General features: G+C 70.3%; 16 protein-coding genes and 1 pseudogene. 11 read left to right on the plus strand and 6 right to left on the minus strand.

Annotated elements, in window-relative coordinates; all coding sequences use genetic code 11:
• Nucleotides 1–155: 155 nt before the first annotated feature.
• Entirely contained in the window at nucleotides 156–365 is a 210-nt protein-coding gene (locus ACFV0T_RS31660) for a hypothetical protein (RefSeq protein ID WP_385786593.1), read from the minus strand.
• A 190-nt stretch (nucleotides 366–555) separates the two neighbouring features.
• Nucleotides 556–1,032 (minus strand): SRPBCC family protein, encoded by a 477-nt coding sequence (locus ACFV0T_RS31665; protein ID WP_385786596.1) that lies wholly within the window; start codon nucleotides 1,030–1,032, stop codon nucleotides 556–558.
• Between the two features lie 347 nt (nucleotides 1,033–1,379).
• Between ACFV0T_RS31665 and ACFV0T_RS31670 the strand changes: the two genes are divergently transcribed.
• From ACFV0T_RS31670 to ACFV0T_RS31685, 4 genes are all read left to right on the plus strand, one after another.
• Nucleotides 1,380–2,270 carry an NAD(P)-dependent oxidoreductase gene (locus ACFV0T_RS31670; RefSeq protein WP_385786598.1) on the plus strand — a complete coding sequence of 297 codons (891 nt, stop codon included), beginning with the start codon at nucleotides 1,380–1,382 and terminating at the stop codon, nucleotides 2,268–2,270.
• Nucleotides 2,271–2,401: 131 nt separating this feature from the next.
• Complete coding sequence (locus ACFV0T_RS31675) at nucleotides 2,402–2,824, plus strand: PPOX class F420-dependent oxidoreductase (protein ID WP_385786601.1); 423 nt, start codon at nucleotides 2,402–2,404, stop codon at nucleotides 2,822–2,824.
• Between the two features lie 254 nt (nucleotides 2,825–3,078).
• Entirely contained in the window at nucleotides 3,079–3,834 is a 756-nt protein-coding gene (locus tag ACFV0T_RS31680; RefSeq protein WP_385786604.1) for a hypothetical protein, read from the plus strand.
• Nucleotides 3,835–4,011: 177 nt separating this feature from the next.
• Nucleotides 4,012–4,626 carry a sigma-70 family RNA polymerase sigma factor gene (locus ACFV0T_RS31685; protein ID WP_385786607.1) on the plus strand — a complete coding sequence of 205 codons (615 nt, stop codon included), beginning with the start codon at nucleotides 4,012–4,014 and terminating at the stop codon, nucleotides 4,624–4,626.
• A 211-nt stretch (nucleotides 4,627–4,837) separates the two neighbouring features.
• On the opposite strand, the gene ACFV0T_RS31690 is transcribed toward ACFV0T_RS31685, so the two are convergent.
• On the minus strand, nucleotides 4,838–5,350 hold the full coding sequence (locus tag ACFV0T_RS31690; protein WP_385786610.1) for a MarR family winged helix-turn-helix transcriptional regulator: 513 nt from the start codon (nucleotides 5,348–5,350) through the stop codon (nucleotides 4,838–4,840).
• 113 nt (nucleotides 5,351–5,463) lie between these two features.
• Between ACFV0T_RS31690 and ACFV0T_RS31695 the strand changes: the two genes are divergently transcribed.
• A complete protein-coding gene (locus ACFV0T_RS31695; protein WP_385786613.1) occupies nucleotides 5,464–5,976 on the plus strand; it encodes a YceI family protein in 513 nt (170 codons plus the stop codon).
• On the opposite strand, the gene ACFV0T_RS31700 is transcribed toward ACFV0T_RS31695, so the two are convergent.
• Nucleotides 5,960–7,687, minus strand: a complete 1,728-nt coding sequence (locus ACFV0T_RS31700; protein WP_385786616.1) for a hypothetical protein — start codon at nucleotides 7,685–7,687, stop codon at nucleotides 5,960–5,962. The two genes, ACFV0T_RS31695 and ACFV0T_RS31700, sit on opposite strands and share 17 nt — an antisense overlap.
• A gap of 192 nt (nucleotides 7,688–7,879) precedes the next feature.
• On the opposite strand from ACFV0T_RS31700, the gene ACFV0T_RS31705 reads away from it, so the two are divergent.
• Entirely contained in the window at nucleotides 7,880–8,269 is a 390-nt protein-coding gene (locus ACFV0T_RS31705; RefSeq protein WP_385786618.1) for a cell division protein SepF, read from the plus strand.
• 74 nt (nucleotides 8,270–8,343) lie between these two features.
• On the opposite strand, the gene ACFV0T_RS31710 is transcribed toward ACFV0T_RS31705, so the two are convergent.
• Nucleotides 8,344–8,604 carry a hypothetical protein gene (locus ACFV0T_RS31710; RefSeq protein ID WP_385786621.1) on the minus strand — a complete coding sequence of 87 codons (261 nt, stop codon included), beginning with the start codon at nucleotides 8,602–8,604 and terminating at the stop codon, nucleotides 8,344–8,346.
• 28 nt (nucleotides 8,605–8,632) lie between these two features.
• Here ACFV0T_RS31710 and ACFV0T_RS31715 point away from each other — a divergent pair, with 28 nt between their 5' ends.
• The 3 genes from ACFV0T_RS31715 to ACFV0T_RS31725 all read left to right on the plus strand — a co-directional run bounded on the left by ACFV0T_RS31715 (nucleotide 8,633) and on the right by ACFV0T_RS31725 (nucleotide 10,911).
• Entirely contained in the window at nucleotides 8,633–9,769 is a 1,137-nt protein-coding gene (locus tag ACFV0T_RS31715) for an ATP-binding protein (RefSeq protein ID WP_385786624.1), read from the plus strand.
• Entirely contained in the window at nucleotides 9,766–10,125 is a 360-nt protein-coding gene (locus ACFV0T_RS31720) for a nucleotide pyrophosphohydrolase (RefSeq protein ID WP_385786627.1), read from the plus strand. Before ACFV0T_RS31715 ends, ACFV0T_RS31720 begins: the two co-directional genes overlap by 4 nt.
• 324 nt (nucleotides 10,126–10,449) lie before the next feature.
• Nucleotides 10,450–10,911, plus strand: a complete 462-nt coding sequence (locus ACFV0T_RS31725) for a DUF6099 family protein (RefSeq protein WP_385786721.1) — start codon at nucleotides 10,450–10,452, stop codon at nucleotides 10,909–10,911.
• Between the two features lie 874 nt (nucleotides 10,912–11,785).
• Here the strand turns inward: ACFV0T_RS31725 and ACFV0T_RS31730 are convergent.
• Nucleotides 11,786–13,831 (minus strand): restriction endonuclease, encoded by a 2,046-nt coding sequence (locus ACFV0T_RS31730; RefSeq protein ID WP_385786630.1) that lies wholly within the window; start codon nucleotides 13,829–13,831, stop codon nucleotides 11,786–11,788.
• A gap of 523 nt (nucleotides 13,832–14,354) precedes the next feature.
• On the opposite strand from ACFV0T_RS31730, the pseudogene ACFV0T_RS31735 reads away from it, so the two are divergent.
• Nucleotides 14,355–15,068, plus strand: a pseudogene (locus tag ACFV0T_RS31735) (TIGR03560 family F420-dependent LLM class oxidoreductase); the annotation flags it as partial.
• A gap of 193 nt (nucleotides 15,069–15,261) precedes the next feature.
• The gene (locus ACFV0T_RS31740; RefSeq protein WP_385786634.1) at nucleotides 15,262–16,143 is read left to right on the plus strand and encodes a DUF4232 domain-containing protein; all 882 of its coding nucleotides are present in this window, start codon (nucleotides 15,262–15,264) and stop codon (nucleotides 16,141–16,143) included.
• The last annotated feature ends 139 nt before the right edge of the window (nucleotides 16,144–16,282 follow it).

Raw genomic sequence — 16,282 nt, forward strand, 5'->3', positions numbered from 1 at the left:
AGCAGGTCTCGGGCGGGCCGCGCTGAACGCGCGGCAGCGAGGGCGACTCGAGAGGGGCATGCCGTGCCGCACCCGGCGAAGCGCTCTCGCGACGGACGGGACTACTTCGAGCGGTTGGCCGAGGCGGCCTCCAACTTCACCAGTTCCATGCTCTTCTACAGCCTCTGCCTCGCTCTCGTGGCCACCTTCGTCGCCCCATCCACGCAGCCGGCCTCGTGTTGAGCCGGCAGCAGTTGATCGGTGACGTCATGGCGGCGGTCAACCTGCTGTTGTTGGCCCTGCTGAAGAACTCCGAGCGTCGTGCCGAGCACGCCCTCCAGCGCAAGCTCGACAGCATCGCGGCCGCCTTGATCGAACAGGGACATGCCGCCAGGCGCAAGGCCGACCAGAACCTGCGCAAGGCGATCGGTATGGAGGAAGAGGCATGGAGGAAGAGGTCTAGCGATCGGGGCCCCCGGACCCCGGCCCCCGATCTGCGAGCGCCCCGAGCGGCCACCGGGGTGGGGGCCGCTCGGGACGCGTGCCCGTGGGTGTACGAGCGTCCCGAGATGTCAGTCAGAGGGGGGAGCCGGGGTTTCCGGGCCGGATGCGTCCGCGCCAGGCGCCGGTCTCGTCACCACGGTGCTCGATGTAGTCCTTGAAGCGATGCAGGTCGCCCTTGACCCGCCGGTCGATGACGCCCAGCATGTCCGCACCCTTCTCGGCCATGCCGGTGGGCTCGACGTCCATCGTGAGCTCCACACGGGTGTGGGAGTCGTCCAGGCGCTCGAACCGGACCGATCCCCGCTGCTGGGTGTCGCCGTCGATGGCCCGCCAGGTGATCCGGTCGTCCGGCATCTGGTCGATGATCTCGGTGTCGAACTCGCGTCGTACGCCGCCGATCTTCGTGGTCCAGTGGTTGTGCCGGTCGTCGAGCTGCCTCACTTCCTCGACGCCCTCCATGAAATTCGGGAACTCCTCGAACTGCGTCCACTGGTTGTAGGCCGTGTGGACGGGAACCTGGACGTCCACCGCTTCCTTGACCGTGCTCATCTGTTCCTCCTTGTCAGCGATCGGCGGCAGCGGGCCGTCCGGCCCACTGCGCGTCTGCGGGACACCGGGTACCCGAGTGAGCGGAACGAAGACCTCCGATCGGTCGCGCACACCGTGGACGGCGAGGCAGGACGGCGAGGCAGGACGGCGAGGCAGGACGGCGCGGCAGGACGGCGAAGCGGGACAACGAAGCGGACGGCGTGCCGCGGGAGCGGCTGGGTGTGCCGCACGCCCGGTTGGTGGAAGATCTCGCTGGACGGACTGGTTCGCGTCCGCGCCGGGCACTCGGGCCGAGTCCCGCCCCGCCCCACCCCACGGCAACGACGTAGCAGAGGAGACCGACGACGATGAGCGACCACCGCACCGTGAGCGTCCTGGGCACCGGCATCATGGGTGCCGCCATGGCCCGCAACCTGGCCCGCGCCGGACACACCGTCCGGGTCTGGAACCGCAGCCGGGACAAGGCCGAACCGCTGGCCGCCGACGGTGCCTTCGTCGCCGGCACGCCCGCCGAGGCGGTCCAGGGCGCCGATGTCGTCCTCACCATGCTCTACGACGGCCCCTCGGCTCTGGACGTGATGCGCCAGGCGGCGCCCGCGCTGCGTCCCGGGGCCGCCTGGGCGCAGGCGACCACGGCCGGCGTCGGGGCGATCGGCGACCTGGCCGCCTTCGCCCGCGAGCACGACCTGCACTTCTACGACGCTCCCGTGCTGGGCACCCGCCAGCCCGCGGAGGCCGGTCAGCTGACCGTGCTGGCCGCAGGGCCGGTCGAGACACGCGACCTGGTGACGCCGGTGTTCGACGCGGTGGCTACCCGCACGGTGTGGACCGGCGAGGACGGCGCGGCGGGCAGCGCCAGCCGGCTGAAGCTGGTGGCCAACAGCTGGGTCATCGCGGCCACCACCGCGACCGGTGAGGCGCTGGCCCTGGCGAAGGCGCTGGGCGTGGATCCCCAGAACTTCTTCGACCTGATCGCGGGCGGCCCGCTGGACATGGGATACCTGCGTTCCAAGGCCGAACTCCTGCTGGAGGACCGGCTGACCCCGGCGTCCTTCGCGGTGACGACCGCGGCGAAGGACGCCCGGCTGATCGTCGAGGCCGGCGCGCTCAACGGGGTCCGGCTCGACGTGGCCGCCGCGAGCGCCGAGCGCATGGAACGCGCCGCCGCGCAGGGGCACGCCGACGAGGACATGGTCGCCGCGTACTTCGCCAGCTTCGACGAGAAGCCCGCCACCTGAACCCACGTGACAGCCCGACAGCCCGACAGTTCGACAGCGCGACAGCGCGACAGCGCGAGCGTTCGACAGCGCGTCAGCCCGAGGGTTCGACAACCCGAGAGCCCGACAGTCCGACCGACAGAGGAGCCCTGATGTCCAAGCCGCCGCTGCCCCCCGAAGCCGTCGCCCTGCTGCGGCGCCCCAACCCCTGTGTCATGGCCACCCTGCGCGCCGACGGCACGCCCGTCTCCACGCCCACCTGGTACCTCTGGGACGACGGCCGGGTGCTGATCAACCTGGACGCGGGCCGGGTACGCCTGAAGCACCTGCGCCGCGACCCGCGTGTGACCCTCACCGTGCTGGCCGGGGACGACTGGTACACCCACGTCACGCTCATCGGCCGCGTCGTCGAGATGTACGACGACGAGTCACTGACCGACATCGACCGCATCGCCACCCACTACATCGGCACGCCCTACCGGGACCGGGTACGTCCTCGGGTCAGCGCCTGGATCGAGGTCGAGCGCTGGCACGGCTGGGGCGCGCTGAAGGACAACGACCAGGCGTCCACATAGGCCTTCGGCTCCCGCGGCGGACGCCGGTCTGCGCGCACCCCGCCGCCGGTCTGGGTGGTTTCCCCCTCGGAGGGCTCATCGTGCTCTCCGTGCTCTCCGTGTGCTTCGTACTCTTCGTCGGTTCGGTTCCCTGGCTGTTCATCGGGGTATTGATGGTCTTCGGCGTGCTCTGGGACTGACCCGACCCGCGTCCCAGCCGTGAATGTGCGTACTCACGTCTGACGACCGGAACACGGATGCGAGGATGGGGCGCCATGACTGCTGGGTGGTGTTCTCGCACGGTACGAGCCGCGGTGTTCGCGGCCGTCTGTGTGCTGCTCGCCGCTCTGGGGCACGTCCTGATGTCTGGTTCGCACGTGCCCGGTTGGGCGCTGGCCGTCGGCTTTGCCGCGACCGGTGCCGCCGGCTGGTGCCTGGGGGGCCGTGAGCGAGGACTGCCACTGGTCGTGGCCGCCGTCGTCGCCGCTCAGGCGGCACTGCACTCCGCGTTCTCGCTGGCGGGGCCGATGTCCCGGGACCTCGCCGACATCGACATGGACCATGCGATCCACATGAACATGGGTCACGCGGCCGACATGGACGCGCACATGGACATGGACCACACGGTCCACATGGACATGAGTTCCGTCGGTCGTATGGACCACATGGATTACCTGGACCACATGGATCACATGGGCCAGGTGGATCGTATGGACTACATGGGGTCGTCCATGGATGGATCGTCCATGGACGGTGGCTCGTCCTCCCTCGGCATGCTCGCCGTCCACCTCCTGGCCGCGCTCCTGTGCGGGCTCTGGCTGGCCTACGGCGAGAAGGCCGCCTTCCGCATCCTGCGGGCCGTGGCCGGCCGGCTCGTGGCACCACTGCGGCTGCTGCTCGCCCTGCCCGCCACCCCGGACCGCCCGCGCATCGGCGTACGCCGCCCCCGCTCGGCCCGGGCGCCGCGTCTTCTCCTTCTCGTCCACACGATCACCTCTCGGGGACCGCCCGCGGTCACCGCTGTCGGCTGACGACAGCTGGTATCCCGGGGCCGCCCCTGTGCGCCTCGGGTCACGGCCGTACGCCCGTACAGGCGTCGTAGGGCCGTCTTCCGCTCACCGGACCGCCCGTGCCCTCGCATGTTCCGGGGTCCGGATCCGGGGCGCCCGGACGACTCGGACGCCTCGGACGACCGAGAAGGACATCAGGTGATCTCCTCCACCCTGCCCGCCTCGCACAACAAATGGGATGACCCCCGCGACAAAAGCGATAGGGCGATATCGACCGACGAGTCGATCACCGCCTGGGCGCTCGCCGCCCGGGGCGGTGACGCGCGGGCGGTCGAGCAGTTGGTGCGGGCGCTCCAGCGTGACGTCCTGCGATACGTCGCCCATCTCTGCGCCGATCCGCAGGCGGTCGACGATCTGGCCCAGGACACGTTTCTGCGGGCGCTCGGAAGTCTGCACCGTTTCGAGGGGCGCTCCTCGGCCCGGTCCTGGCTGCTCTCCATCGCCCGCCGGGCGGTGATCGACAGCTACCGGTACGCGGCCACCCGGCCCCGGCTGTGCGACGTACCGGACTGGCAGTCGGCGGTCGAGCGAGCCCAGCCGCGCGGCCTGCCCGGCTTCGACGACGGAGTCGCCCTGCTGGATCTGCTGGCCCTGCTGCCGGCCGAGCGGCGGGAGGCGTTCGTCCTCACCCAGCTGCTGGGCCTGCCGTACGCGGACGCGGCGGCGCTGAGCGACTGCCCGGTCGGCACGGTGCGTTCCCGGGTGGCGCGGGCCCGGGCCACCCTGCTGGATCTGCTGGCCGAAGCGGCCTGAGGCGAGTCGCCAGGGGCGGAAGCGAGGAGGGCGCGGCTGTGGGAGGGGGTAGCGGGCAGGGCTGGACAGGCCGGTCACGGCGGGGCCGCCCACGCCGCTGTGGCGGGGACGGCCGCCCACGCCGCTGTGGCGGGGACGGCCGCCCACGTCGCTGTGGCGGGACGACTGCTCCGCCGTGGCGGGGCCGCCCCGCCGCTGTGGCGGGGACCGCTCACTCCGCCGCGGCGCCGCGCTCGCTCCCCGTGAGGTCGGGCAGCAGCCCGCACACCGCCTCGCGCTGGTCCGGGCCCATGACGCCGGCGAGGGCCTCGGTCACCGTTTCGGAGAGGGGGCCCGAGGCATCCCGCAGCAGGCGGCGGGCCTTGTCGGTGAGGGCGACCTCGACGCCGCGCTTGTCGCCGGAGACCGACCGGCGGGTGACGAGCCCGGTGTGCTGGAGGCAGGCGATCTGATAGGTGAGCCGGGTCTTGGGGCGGCCCAGGAGCTCCGCGATCCGGGTCATCCGCACGCCCTCCCGCGGGTGCTCCGCCAGCAGGCACAGCACCAGGAACTCGTCGTGCGAGACGTCCAGCCGTTCCTTGACCACGGAGCGCAGCCGCTGCTCCACCGCCCCCGTCGCGGCGAGCAGGAGCATCCAGGCGCGCAGCTCGGTGGGGAGCAGTCCGTTGCCCTGCGCGGACGGGCATTCAGGCAGGTCGGCGGGGTGCTCATCGGGGGCGGCCATGGCTTCGATTCTACCTGTTGTCCAATTTTGCACGAGTAGGTTGTTCAATTTTGGATCTCCGACTAGTGTGACGGACTTCGGACATCCAAATTTGGACCACTTGGAGAAGGATCATGACCGTCGCCGTGGAAACCGGACTCTGGCAGCTCGACCCGAGCGCCTCCACCGTCGTACTCCAGCACCGGACGATGTGGGGCCTGGTCAACGTAAAGGGCACCTTCAACGGTGTGGCCGGCCAGGGTGAGGTCGCCTCCGACGGCACCGCCAGCGGCACCATCACCCTGGACGTCGCCTCCCTCGACACCAAGAACGGCAAGCGCGACACCCACCTGCGGTCCGCCGATCTCTTCGACGCCGCGAACCACCCCGAGATCACCTTCGTGGCGGATCGCGCCGAGCCGGGCGAGGACGGCACGGTGCAGGTCTCCGGCCTGCTGACCGTGCGCGGCAACAGCCGCCCGCTGTCCTTCCCCGCGAAGCTGACCGGGGCGGACGCCGGAGCGATCGCCCTGAACGCCGAGTTCGTCGTGGACCGGGCGGAGTTCGGGATGGGCTGGAACCAGCTGGGCATGCTCCGCGGCCTGACCACGGTCACCACCACGCTCCGCTTCACCCGCGCCGCGTGAGCCGTACGTCCGTGCTCGACAGGGTCTGCGGCGTGGGGGTGAAGGCCCGCAGCCGGACCCGTACGCCGGGACGAGGAAGGGTGAACCTGCCCGTGGGCGGGCGCACTTCGTAGTCGGCCGTGGCGTGGGCGCGCAGCGTCGCCGGGCCCCGCGTGATCGACCAGTACTTGTTCATGCCCTGGCCCGTGGTGAGCGTGAAGTGCGGGGTGAGCGCGCTGTCGTCGGTGTTGGTGACCCGCAGTCTCAGCAGGGACACGGCCGTCGCCGAGACCTGCCGCACCGCCGTGACCCGCATCCGCAGCGGCGGTGTCCCCGTCACCGCCCACACCGCGCTCGCCAGGGCCGGGGCCAGCAGGAGCAGGGCGGTGGCGGCCAGGGCCGGCCGACGGCGCGGACCGCGCACCAGGCGTGGCCGTGGCTGCCACGCGCCGGCGAACTCCGCCGGGGGAGCGGTGACCGCGGCCACCAGCCACAGCGGCGTCATCATCAGGTAGTAGCCGTCCTGGGAGCGCGTCGCCACATAGAAAGCACACCAGGGCAGCACGGTCGCCGCCGGCCCGAGCCGCCGTACGAACAGCGCGAACAGCGCCAGCAGTGCGGCGGCCAGCAGCAGGCTCGCGTGCCCGTACCAGTCGATCCGGTCGCTGCCGTCGGTCAGGTACAGCGACACACCCACCAGGCCCTGGCCGTGCAGCACCGCGCCCTGGGTCAGGGGCAGCGCGATCCCGCCCAGCCAGGTCCGGGGCTCGTGCACGATGAAGTACGTGTCGACCAGCAGCCATACGGTGGCGGCGACCCCGGCGACCCGCAGCAGTACGGCCGCCGCCGCGCGACCGCCCAGCTCGCCGCGACGCACGGCGTAGATCCCGGCCAGCAGGAACGGCACCAGGAACCAGGGAAGTTGCTGCGCCGCGCAGGCCGCTCCGAGGCACGCGGCCCGCGCGATCCCCGACGTCCCGAGCCGCCCGCCCCGTCCGATCCGCGGCCAGCGCACCACCACCGGCACCAGCAGGGTCAGGGCCAGGATCGCCGGATAGCCGAGCCGGGCGTACGAGGGCAGCAGGCCGAAGCCGAGGAACACCATGGTCGCCGCCGACCGCCACGGCACCGGCAGCAGCCGCCACGTCATCGCCGCGGCGACGACGAGCGCGCCGGTGGTCATCGCCGTGGCGGGTGTGCCGGCGTGCCCCAGCCACAGCAGCGGCGTCGTGAGCAGCGGGGCCAGCGGCGGATACCCGTAGGTGAAGTCGTAGCCGCCGCTCACCGTCGGCGTGACCGCGACGCCGTGGGTGAACAGCCAGGGCCAGGGCTGTCCGTAGACGGCGTGGCCCGCGACCAGCTCCCTGGCGGCCTGGGTGGTGAGGACCGCCTCGTCGCCGCCGTTGTGGGTCATGCTCCACGCGCACAGGGTGAGCGTCGCCGCGGTCAGCAGCACGCAGAGGTCCACGCGCGCCAGCGACCGGGTCCGGCGCACCACCAGGGCCAGCACCCCGCACACCAGGATCGAGACGTAACAGACCGAGACGGCGGCGGCCACGGCCGGCCGGTGGCTCGCCGCGGACGTCCACACCGTGCGCGTTCCGATGAAGAGGCTGATGTCGGCCAGGAGGGTCAGTACCCGATGCCATTGCGTGGGGGTTCCCGGGGCGGCGGACACCGCCGACTGCGTCCGCCGACCGGGTGTCACCAGCTGCGTTTCTGCCAAGTGCACGGCACGGGACGGTAGTCGCACCCGGTGAGCGGGGTGTCGCAGGACGTGAAGAGTCCGGTGTGAGGCGGGTAAGAGGCGCGGTCCGAACGGGATTCCACCGGTCGCGCACCGTGTCGCTGTTGGGCCGAACGGGTGACTTGGAGTAAGAATGGCTGGTGCAGGCATTGAGCACGAGTCAGATCGGGGGAGCCGGTGAGCCGTTACGACGCCACCGATGAACAGTGGGAAGGGCTCGCCCAGGTCGTTCCGCTGCGTGGCAGGGACGCCTGGCCGTCCGCGGTGGGCCACCGCTCGCTGCCGGAGGCGGTGACGGAGACCCGGCGCCGGTTCGTCGTCCTGCGGGTCAACGTCTTCGCCGACGCCCGCGAGGTCGCCGAGACACTGATGGCGGGCATCCCGGTGCTGCTCGACCTGACCGGCGCGGAGACCGAGGTCGCCAAGCGGGTCCTGGACTTCAGTACGGGCGTGGTCTTCGGACTGGCCAGCGGGATGCACCGGGTCGACCGGAACGTGTTCCTGCTGACCCCGCCCGGCACCGAGGTGAGCGGGCTCATGGAGGGGGCGGGGGTCTCCGGCACCTGACGTGGTCCACCGGTCGGGTCCCTCGATCGTAGGAAAGCCTCCCCGGACGGAACGGTTCCGCTGACATCGGAGCCCTACCGTCCGGATATGGCCCTGCCTCTCGTGTCCTCGGCCCTCTCGGCCTCCTCCGCGCCGTCCACGTCCGCCGCATCCACTGCATCCGCCACGTCCACTGCATCCGCCACATCCGCTGCACCCACCGCGTCCGTAGCGTCGAACGCTTCCTCTGCTTCCTCTGCTTCCTCGGCGTCCACAGCGTCGACCGCTTTCTCCGCGTCTTCTCCGCCCAACGCCGCCTCCGTGTCCGCCGTCCGCTCCGTTCCCTCCGGGGCCATCGTTCCCTCCGGGTCCGCGGTTCCCTCCGTGCCGGACGACGGTCGGTCGGTCCCGGACCGGCCGCGCCTCACCGAACTGCGGCTGTCCGCCTTCGCGGGACACCGGGGCGCGGGGTTCCCCTTGGGACCGTTCACCCTCTTCGCCGGTCCCAGTGGCGGCGGCAAGTCGAGCGCGCTGCGAGCCTACGAGGCACTCGCCCAACTCGGCGGCGGCGCCGAACTCGGCGAGGTGTTCGCCGACCCGGCCGCCTGCGTACCCGAACGGGCCCGGCCCGACGCCCAGCGCCGCCGCGGCTTCCGCATCGGCTGTACGGCGGACGGCCCCGCGGGACCGGTGCGGCTCGACGTCGCCGTCCAGGCCGAGCCCGAACTGCGCATCGTGGGCGAGCGGCTGACGGCCGGCGGACTGGTCCTGCTGGAGACCGCCCTGCGCGATCCCGGCCGCCGCGCCGTACAGGCCGCCTGGTACACGGCCGGGGCGGCGCCGGTGACCCGCGCTCCGCTGCCGGACGACCGGCTCGGCACCGCCCTGCTGCCGCTGCGGGTGGCAGGCAAGACGGACGGGCAGCGGCATGTGCTCGCCGCCGCCGAACAGATGGTGGTCGCGCTGCGCTCCGTCTTCCCCTGCGATCCCCGGCCGGAGCGGATGCGCGCCCCCGTTCCGGTCGGCTCCGGCCGGCTGCTCGGCGGCTGCGACAACCTCGCCGACGTGCTGTGGCGCACCCGGACCGAGTGCGCGCGGCGGCACGGGCAGCTCGTCGCGGTCGTCCGGGCCGGGTGCGCGGGACCGGTCGCCGACGTGCTCGCCGAACCGCTGCCCGGCGGAACGGTCCGCGCGCTGCTGGACCGGGGCGACGGCATCCGCACCGAGCTCGGCCGGCTCGGCGACGGCGAGCTGCGCTACGTCGCCCTCGCCCTGGTGCTGCTGACCGGACCCGGTGTCCTGGAGGTCGACCCGGCCCGCGAGGTGCCCGCCGCGATGCAGACGCTGACGGTGCTCGCCGACGGCTTCGACCGGGGCCTTGACGTACGGCAGCGTGCCGAACTGCTACGGCTGGCGGCACGGATGGGTGAGCGTGGGCATCTGCGCTGCGTCGGCGCGGTGAGCGACGCCTCGTGGGCCACGGGGGTGGAGGGAGTGACAGTGGTACATCTGGACGCGTGACCGAAGAGCCCCAGCATCTGGACGTGGCGAAACTCCAGCGCCGCCTGGCCGAGTTCGCGGCGGCGCGCAACTGGCAGCCGTACCACACCCCGAAGAACCTCGCCGCCGCGCTCAGCGTAGAGGCCTCCGAACTGGTGGAGATCTTCCAGTGGCTGACGCCGGAGGAGTCGGCGCGCGTCATGGACGACCCGGACACCGCGTACCGGGTGACGGACGAGGTCGCCGACGTACTCGCCTATCTGCTGCAACTGTGCGAGGTACTCGGGATCGACGCGCTGGCGGCACTGGACGCGAAGATCGACCGGAACGAGGGGAGGTTTCCGGCCCCGGGGAGTCGTGACGACGCCGCGCCCTGACGACGCCAGGTCCTGCCGTCGGGCCGTGGGGCCGTCAGGACATGGCGCCCTCAGGACTTGGCGCCCTCAGGCCGTGGCCCGGCGCCAGATCCTGCCGACCCGGGGGGCCTGACGCCAGTCGGTCGTGACGGCACACCCGATCACGCAGGAGTCTCACGATCCGCTTTCACTCTCCGCAGTTGTTCGCCTGGTCGAAATCGATTTGTTGTCCGCAGATTTCCGCCTTCCTCTGGCTTTTCGTCCCATGGACCTTCACTCTGGGTAGTGGACAGCGGAGTTCGGGCGGACGTGCGAAGAACACGTCCCGGCGGACGGGGGCAGGCCATGGAAGCGGTGCGGCTCATCCTGACGGGCAGACGCGCTCTCGCCGGGAGCAGTGGAGTACCGGAGACCTTGACGGAGGTGTGGCAGGCGCAGGCACTGGCACAGGCGATCGGCAGCCGGCTGGCGGTCTCCGGACCGCCCGAACTGCGCGGCGAGGCACTGGGATTGACCGAACTGGCGGGCAGAGGCTGCGGTGTGCTGGACGCACCGGACCTCGATCCCGGGGACTTACGCGCCGCCCAGCTCACCGAACTGGACGACGCCCGCGAGGCGCTGCTCAGCCTCGGCCGCCTGCTGGGCGAGGTCGGTATGGCCCTCGTCGGCATCGCCAGCGGCGCGGACGAGGAGGGGACGTACTGGCAGTGCATGGAGGCGATCGACGCGGCGGACGAATCCCGGGACCGGGTCCGGGAGATGCTGCGCAAACTGGCGGACCGGGATCAGGTGCTGCCGGAGAGGTGAGACGGGCGCGACACCCCGGTTCCTGAGGGGTCCGGCGGCGCGACGCTGCGGGCGCACGACGGGATGGGCCATGCCGTGACCCTCAGGCTTGGGCCTCAGGGCCTCAGGGCCTCAGGGCGTTGGGGCGTTGGGGCGCGGCGGGCGGCCTCGTCAGGGCGGAAAGGTCCGCGTTCAGCGCCGCCATGAAGACCCTTGGGCCGAGCGTTGCCGCCGCTCTGCTGCGGCACGGTTTTCTCGGATAAGCGGCCTCCTCGGCCCGGGCCCCTGACGGAGGCTGACACGGATGACGCCCCAGCGGTGACGGCCGACGCGGGCGCCGGCCGGTCCGGCTCCGCCCAAGCCAACGATCACCGCAAGGCCGGGTCACTGGCCCTGCTCAGCCCCCCGGTCCGGGGTCGACGATTTTCACCCGACCGGGGACGGGAGGGGCCGGTGGGACCGGTGAGGTGCACGGGCACTCCTGAGTGCAGGATGGCGGTATGGATCTTCGCATCTTCACCGAACCGTCGAGGGGTGGGTGGAGTCCGTCGCGCTTGCCCACCATGCGCCGATGTGGGCACAGCAGGTCACCAGGCTTACTGGTGATCGCGTCGGCGAAATAGCTCTTGACGGCTTCGAGCCGGTCGAAGAGGTCAAGGGGATGACGGACACATGGTGGAGGAGTAACGACTCCTTGGTCGCCATGTACGCAGGAGAGGCCGAGTGCATGTCGGCCCCCGCGTGCCATACCGCATTGATCTACTCAAGACTCGACAAGTGAGGGTTGGGCTGAGGAGTCGGGCACGGTGGCAGGGTGAAACGGTCTTTGAGTACGGCTTGACATGGACCATCAAGCCGCGTTCACAGCCGTCAGCAGTTCCGGCCCCAGGTGGAGCTACTCGACCTCGATGCCGAAATCCTGAACAAGTTCCTCCAGGCCGCCTGTGTAGCCCTTGCCGCCTAGGACAAAGTCCCAGTCTCCGTTCGTCCTTCGGCGGAAAGAGCCGAGCACCAAGGCGGTTTCGTTCGGTCGGCCGTCGGAAACTTCCAGTCGTCCCAGCTCAGCCAGCCCCGGGTCGAGCAGGCGGATGCAAGCGTCCGTGAAACCGGAGAGGTCGGCATCCGGATTGACCTCTGGATCGATGGCGGCCACGAGAACGAACCGGTCAGCCTCATCAGGCAACCCGTCGAAGGAGACACAGATTGCGGCCTTGTCAGGTGCAGTGGCGGGGAGAGCACGCACCGAGCCGTCCGGTGACTGCGGGTTGTTGAAGAAGACGAAGTGATCGTCACTGAGGACCCTGTTGCCGCGGCAGACGAGAGCGCATACGTCCAAGGCGACGCTCCCGGTCCACGACATGCCCAGAACGTTGTAATCGTTCGGCACAGAGGGCGTCGACTGCGATGAGCTTTGCCTACCGCCCTCGCCGAGCCGCCCGCGCAGCCCATGGCGATGCAGCAGGTCTACGAGTTCGACCCCCGAGATGAGTTCCAGCGGCTTGCCGTTGGCGAAGGTGTGTGAGCCAGGGCCGAACCCTGAGGTCGTCACGAGAACACCCTTGTTCGCGCCGGCGTCCTGCACGGTTCCGTACAGGTCACGCACAGCGGTGGGCGGCACCGTGTTGCGGTAGCGCTTCACCTGCACGACGATCTTGCCCCCTCGAATCGGTGTCGGATCCAGGGCGTCGACGTCCACACCGCCATCGTTTGAACGCTGGGTGGTCACCGCCTGCATCCCCATGGCCCGGAAGAGATCGGCAACGAGACCCTCGAAGGCAATCGGGTCCATGGCGAACAGGTCCGGTTCCTCGTCGCTGCCATGGGCGACAACGCGGTTCCCGACATCGTGCGGCCGCCTGCTCGGCCGTACCGGTGTGAGTTGGTCCGGCCGAGCGGAGAGTTGCCCGCGCAGTGCGTCAGCCAGGCAACTACCTGCGTCCACCTGCGCCAGGTGCAAGTCACGGACCGATGAGCGCGAGGCCATGACGGTCGCGAGGATGATGTGTCCCGGTCGGCCCGTCGTGGGATCGTGCCCGTCGACAAAACCGTTCAAGGTCACCGACTCAAGCGCATCCAGCTCATCCGCGGCGAACAGCTCGTGCAGAACGAGCAGCATGCACTGAGCCAGAACCTCCCTGTACAGAGCTCGGCGCTGGCCTACCGGGCGGGGAGTCTCCTTATCCTGGTCGACCCCGGACATGTATCGAACGGCCTTGACCTCCGGCACGATGCTGTAAGCGGGCAACTCCCAGTCCAGCACCAACTGTCGGGCTGCAGGGTCGTAGGCTGCTGCCACCTGCCGTGGGAAACCTTCGGGCCAAGCCGTCGAGGCGTAGAGAGCGGCAGAGAAGTACTCGATCACGGAATCGGCATCCCGGCTCTTTACGCCTTCGGTTATCGCCACGACGCCAGCGTTGTGGCGCCGTACATCAGCCAGCTGAGTATCGACCCACTGCTGGTACTCACGCTGGTACGCAGCCAGCTGCTGCTGTCGGTGAGCCTCCGCAGCTTGGGCAGCCTGCCAGTCCCGCTCGAAGCGTGCTCGTGCTTCGGCCTGCGCCTGGGCCCGGCGATTCGCAGTCCAGCCACTCTGCGTTTGGTAGTGATCGAAGTCCGGCATGGGCACCGGCTGCGCCAATGGTCCTGGAGCGAAGGGCTGGATCTCCTCAGGTCGCATGAGGGAGGCGGCTCTGAAGGCGGGAGCCTGGCAGCCCGAGGCAAGAAGACCTTGCAGCGACACAACCTGCGCGTCCAGCTCTTCTGTGCGCTGTAGAGCCTCTGCCTGCCGGTAGTCGCGGTGGCTCTGGGCAGCTCGCCGTTGGTAGGCCCGCGCTTGCTGTTCTTGCTGTCTCCGCTGTCTGGCTTCGGCTTCCAGTTGACGCTGCTGCTGCCGTTGCATCTCAGCCCAGACTCCGACAAAACCAGTAGAGCGACGACTCATGTGCTGCAGGCCCTCCCCAGGACGTCGGCAGCCGAAAGGCACCTTGGTTGTCCCCACAACCAGCTGTAACAAGACGACTCTAGCCAGCAATCACCGTCTCGCATATCCACTCGTCAAACTAAGCACGGTCGGCCCATCCCCGCAGGTCAACGTGACTGGGGGGTAACCCGGACCGTGCTCGGCTGCAGTACCCAAACGGTGGTCGCATCCTTGGCGCTGGTCTCGTGGCGCGCTTCGGGTTCGGAAACGTCTGTGAACACGGCTTGACATGGATCATTCGGATATTCCGTGAATGAGTTGGCCACGCGACGCAACACAGCGATGGGACGGTTAGCCGTACGGTCTGAGCGCTTCCCACGCCGGCCGCACCAGGCTGCTGCCGCCCCTGAAAAACGGCACCTTGGTCCACGTCATGCGGTCCCGTCGCTGCTGGTGGTGGCACGCGGCCGGGTAGAAGTCGCACCCCTACGGAGGGGACCTCCGTCTCGATGCCATGGGTGCATGAGCAGAGCTTGACTGAGCCCCAGCAGAGGGGGCGACCTACGACACCCTGCTCACCGTGGCGAAGGCCACCGAAGACCTGGGCTTCGGCGCCTTCTTCCGGTCAGACCATTATCTGAAGATGGGCTCTGGTGACGGCCTGCTCGGCCCCGCGGACGCCTGGATCACCCTCGCCGGGCTCGCCCGCGAGACCAAGCGCATCCGGCTCGGCACGCTGATGACGGCCGCCACCTTCCGGCTGCCCGGTGTGCTCGCCATCCAGGTCGCGCAGGTGGACCAGATGTCGGGTGGCCGCGTCGAACTCGGCCTGGGCGTGGGCTGGTTCGAGGAGGAGCACGCGGCGTACGGGATCCCGTTGCCGAAGGAGCAGTTCGGCCGCATCGAGGAGCAACTGGAGATCGTCACCGGGCTGTGGGCGACGGAGGTCGGCAAGTCCTTCGAGTTCCACGGGGAGTACCACGACCTCAGCGACTCGCCCGTGCTGCCCAAGCCGGCGCAGCGCGAGGTCCCGGTGCTGATCGGCGGCCTCGGCGCGACCCGCACACCGCGGCTGGCCGCGCAGTACGCCGACGAGTTGAAGGCGAAAGGCCTGGCGGGTTCCCCGGCCGAGGGCGTCGACAAGATCGGCCGTTGTGCGGAGGTCGGCTCCCGACGGATCTACCTCCAGATGCTGGACCTCGCCGATCTGGATCACCTGGAGCCGATCTCGTCCCAGGTGCAGTCGCAATTGTCGTAGTCACAACTGGCGTAGGCGTACGAAGGAGAAGGCGGCGGGGCGGCCCCGCCCCGCCGCGCCCCGCGCCGGTGTGGGTGTCGATGTCGGCGTGACCTGGTGCCGCAGCCGGTCTCTGTACATCTGTGACACGCCTGTGGCCGGAACTGTGGCTTCCGCCACAGTTCGGGGAGTCGTCCCCTGATGGAGTGATCCGATGCGCAGACCCCTCTCCCTCGTCCCGGCTGCCGCCGTCGCGGCCGCAACCCTTCTGGTCCTCACCGCCTGCGGAGCGGAGGTCACCGGTTCGCCGGGTTCGCCGGGCGGCGGAGTGCCGCAGCCCCAGGGGTCCGACGCGGAGCAGGGCGGGGTGCGGATCACCCGGGTCGACTCCGTGACCCTCGGCGGCGGCTCGGGGGGCGTCTCCGCCGCCTACGAGGTCACCAACAGTGCGGCTGAGGCCTTGACTTACACGATCACCTTCGACTTCACGAGGAGTGGCGGCGAGGTGCTGGGCAACGTCCGGCGCACGGTCAACGCGGTCGGCCCCGGCCGTACGGTGAAGGGAAGCGTCGACGCCGCCGATGCCGCACTGGCGACCACCGCCGAGGCCGTGAAGATCTCCGAGGTGACCCGGGTCCCCGCGGCCGAGGCACCGGCCGCGCCGGGGGAGTGCCCGTCCTCAGGGGTCCGCGTGTGGGCCGACGAGGGTGACGCGGCCATGGGACTGCGGATCGTGGGACTGCACCTGGAGAACTGCGGAACCCGCGACTACCCGGTCGACGGCTACCCGCAGGTGACCGTCCTGGACGAGGACCTGAAGCGGATCGACGGCGTCAAGGTCTTCCGGGGCAGCGGCGGCATCTCGCTCCTGGACGGCTTCGACGACCCGCCTCGGCCGGTCACCCTCAAGCACGGCGAGAGCGCGACGGCGAGCCTCATGTGGCGCAACACCACCGAGGCCGGCACACCCGTCAACGCCCCCTACACCAGGGTCGTGGCGAAGCCGGGCGCCGCGCCGGTCACGGTGACTCCCCACCTCGACCTCGGGACCACGGGGAAGCTGGGCGTGAGCGCGTGGAAGAGGTCCGAACGCTGAGCGACCGCACGCACGCACCGCACGCACCGCACGGCACGGCACCCGAACGCTGAGGCCCGCACGCGCCGCGCGCCGCCCGAACGCTGAGCGGCCGCGCGCACGACGCGGCGCCTGAACGCTGAGCGGTCTCACGCACCGC

This window comes from Streptomyces sp. NPDC059582, assembly GCF_042735715.1.
Lineage (GTDB): Bacteria > Actinomycetota > Actinomycetes > Streptomycetales > Streptomycetaceae > Streptomyces.

Coding starts and splice junctions, on each gene's coding strand:
- ACFV0T_RS31660 (WP_385786593.1), bottom strand. CDS start 365: ATGTCCCTGTTCGATCAAGGCGGCCGCGATGCTGTCGAGCTTGCGCTG.
- ACFV0T_RS31665 (WP_385786596.1), bottom strand. CDS start 1,032: ATGAGCACGGTCAAGGAAGCGGTGGACGTCCAGGTTCCCGTCCACACG.
- ACFV0T_RS31670 (WP_385786598.1), top strand. CDS start 1,380: ATGAGCGACCACCGCACCGTGAGCGTCCTGGGCACCGGCATCATGGGT.
- ACFV0T_RS31675 (WP_385786601.1), top strand. CDS start 2,402: ATGTCCAAGCCGCCGCTGCCCCCCGAAGCCGTCGCCCTGCTGCGGCGC.
- ACFV0T_RS31680 (WP_385786604.1), top strand. CDS start 3,079: ATGACTGCTGGGTGGTGTTCTCGCACGGTACGAGCCGCGGTGTTCGCG.
- ACFV0T_RS31690 (WP_385786610.1), bottom strand. CDS start 5,350: ATGGCCGCCCCCGATGAGCACCCCGCCGACCTGCCTGAATGCCCGTCC.
- ACFV0T_RS31695 (WP_385786613.1), top strand. CDS start 5,464: ATGACCGTCGCCGTGGAAACCGGACTCTGGCAGCTCGACCCGAGCGCC.
- ACFV0T_RS31710 (WP_385786621.1), bottom strand. CDS start 8,604: ATGGCCCCGGAGGGAACGGAGCGGACGGCGGACACGGAGGCGGCGTTG.
- ACFV0T_RS31725 (WP_385786721.1), top strand. CDS start 10,450: ATGGAAGCGGTGCGGCTCATCCTGACGGGCAGACGCGCTCTCGCCGGG.
- ACFV0T_RS31730 (WP_385786630.1), bottom strand. CDS start 13,831: ATGAGTCGTCGCTCTACTGGTTTTGTCGGAGTCTGGGCTGAGATGCAA.
- ACFV0T_RS31740 (WP_385786634.1), top strand. CDS start 15,262: ATGCGCAGACCCCTCTCCCTCGTCCCGGCTGCCGCCGTCGCGGCCGCA.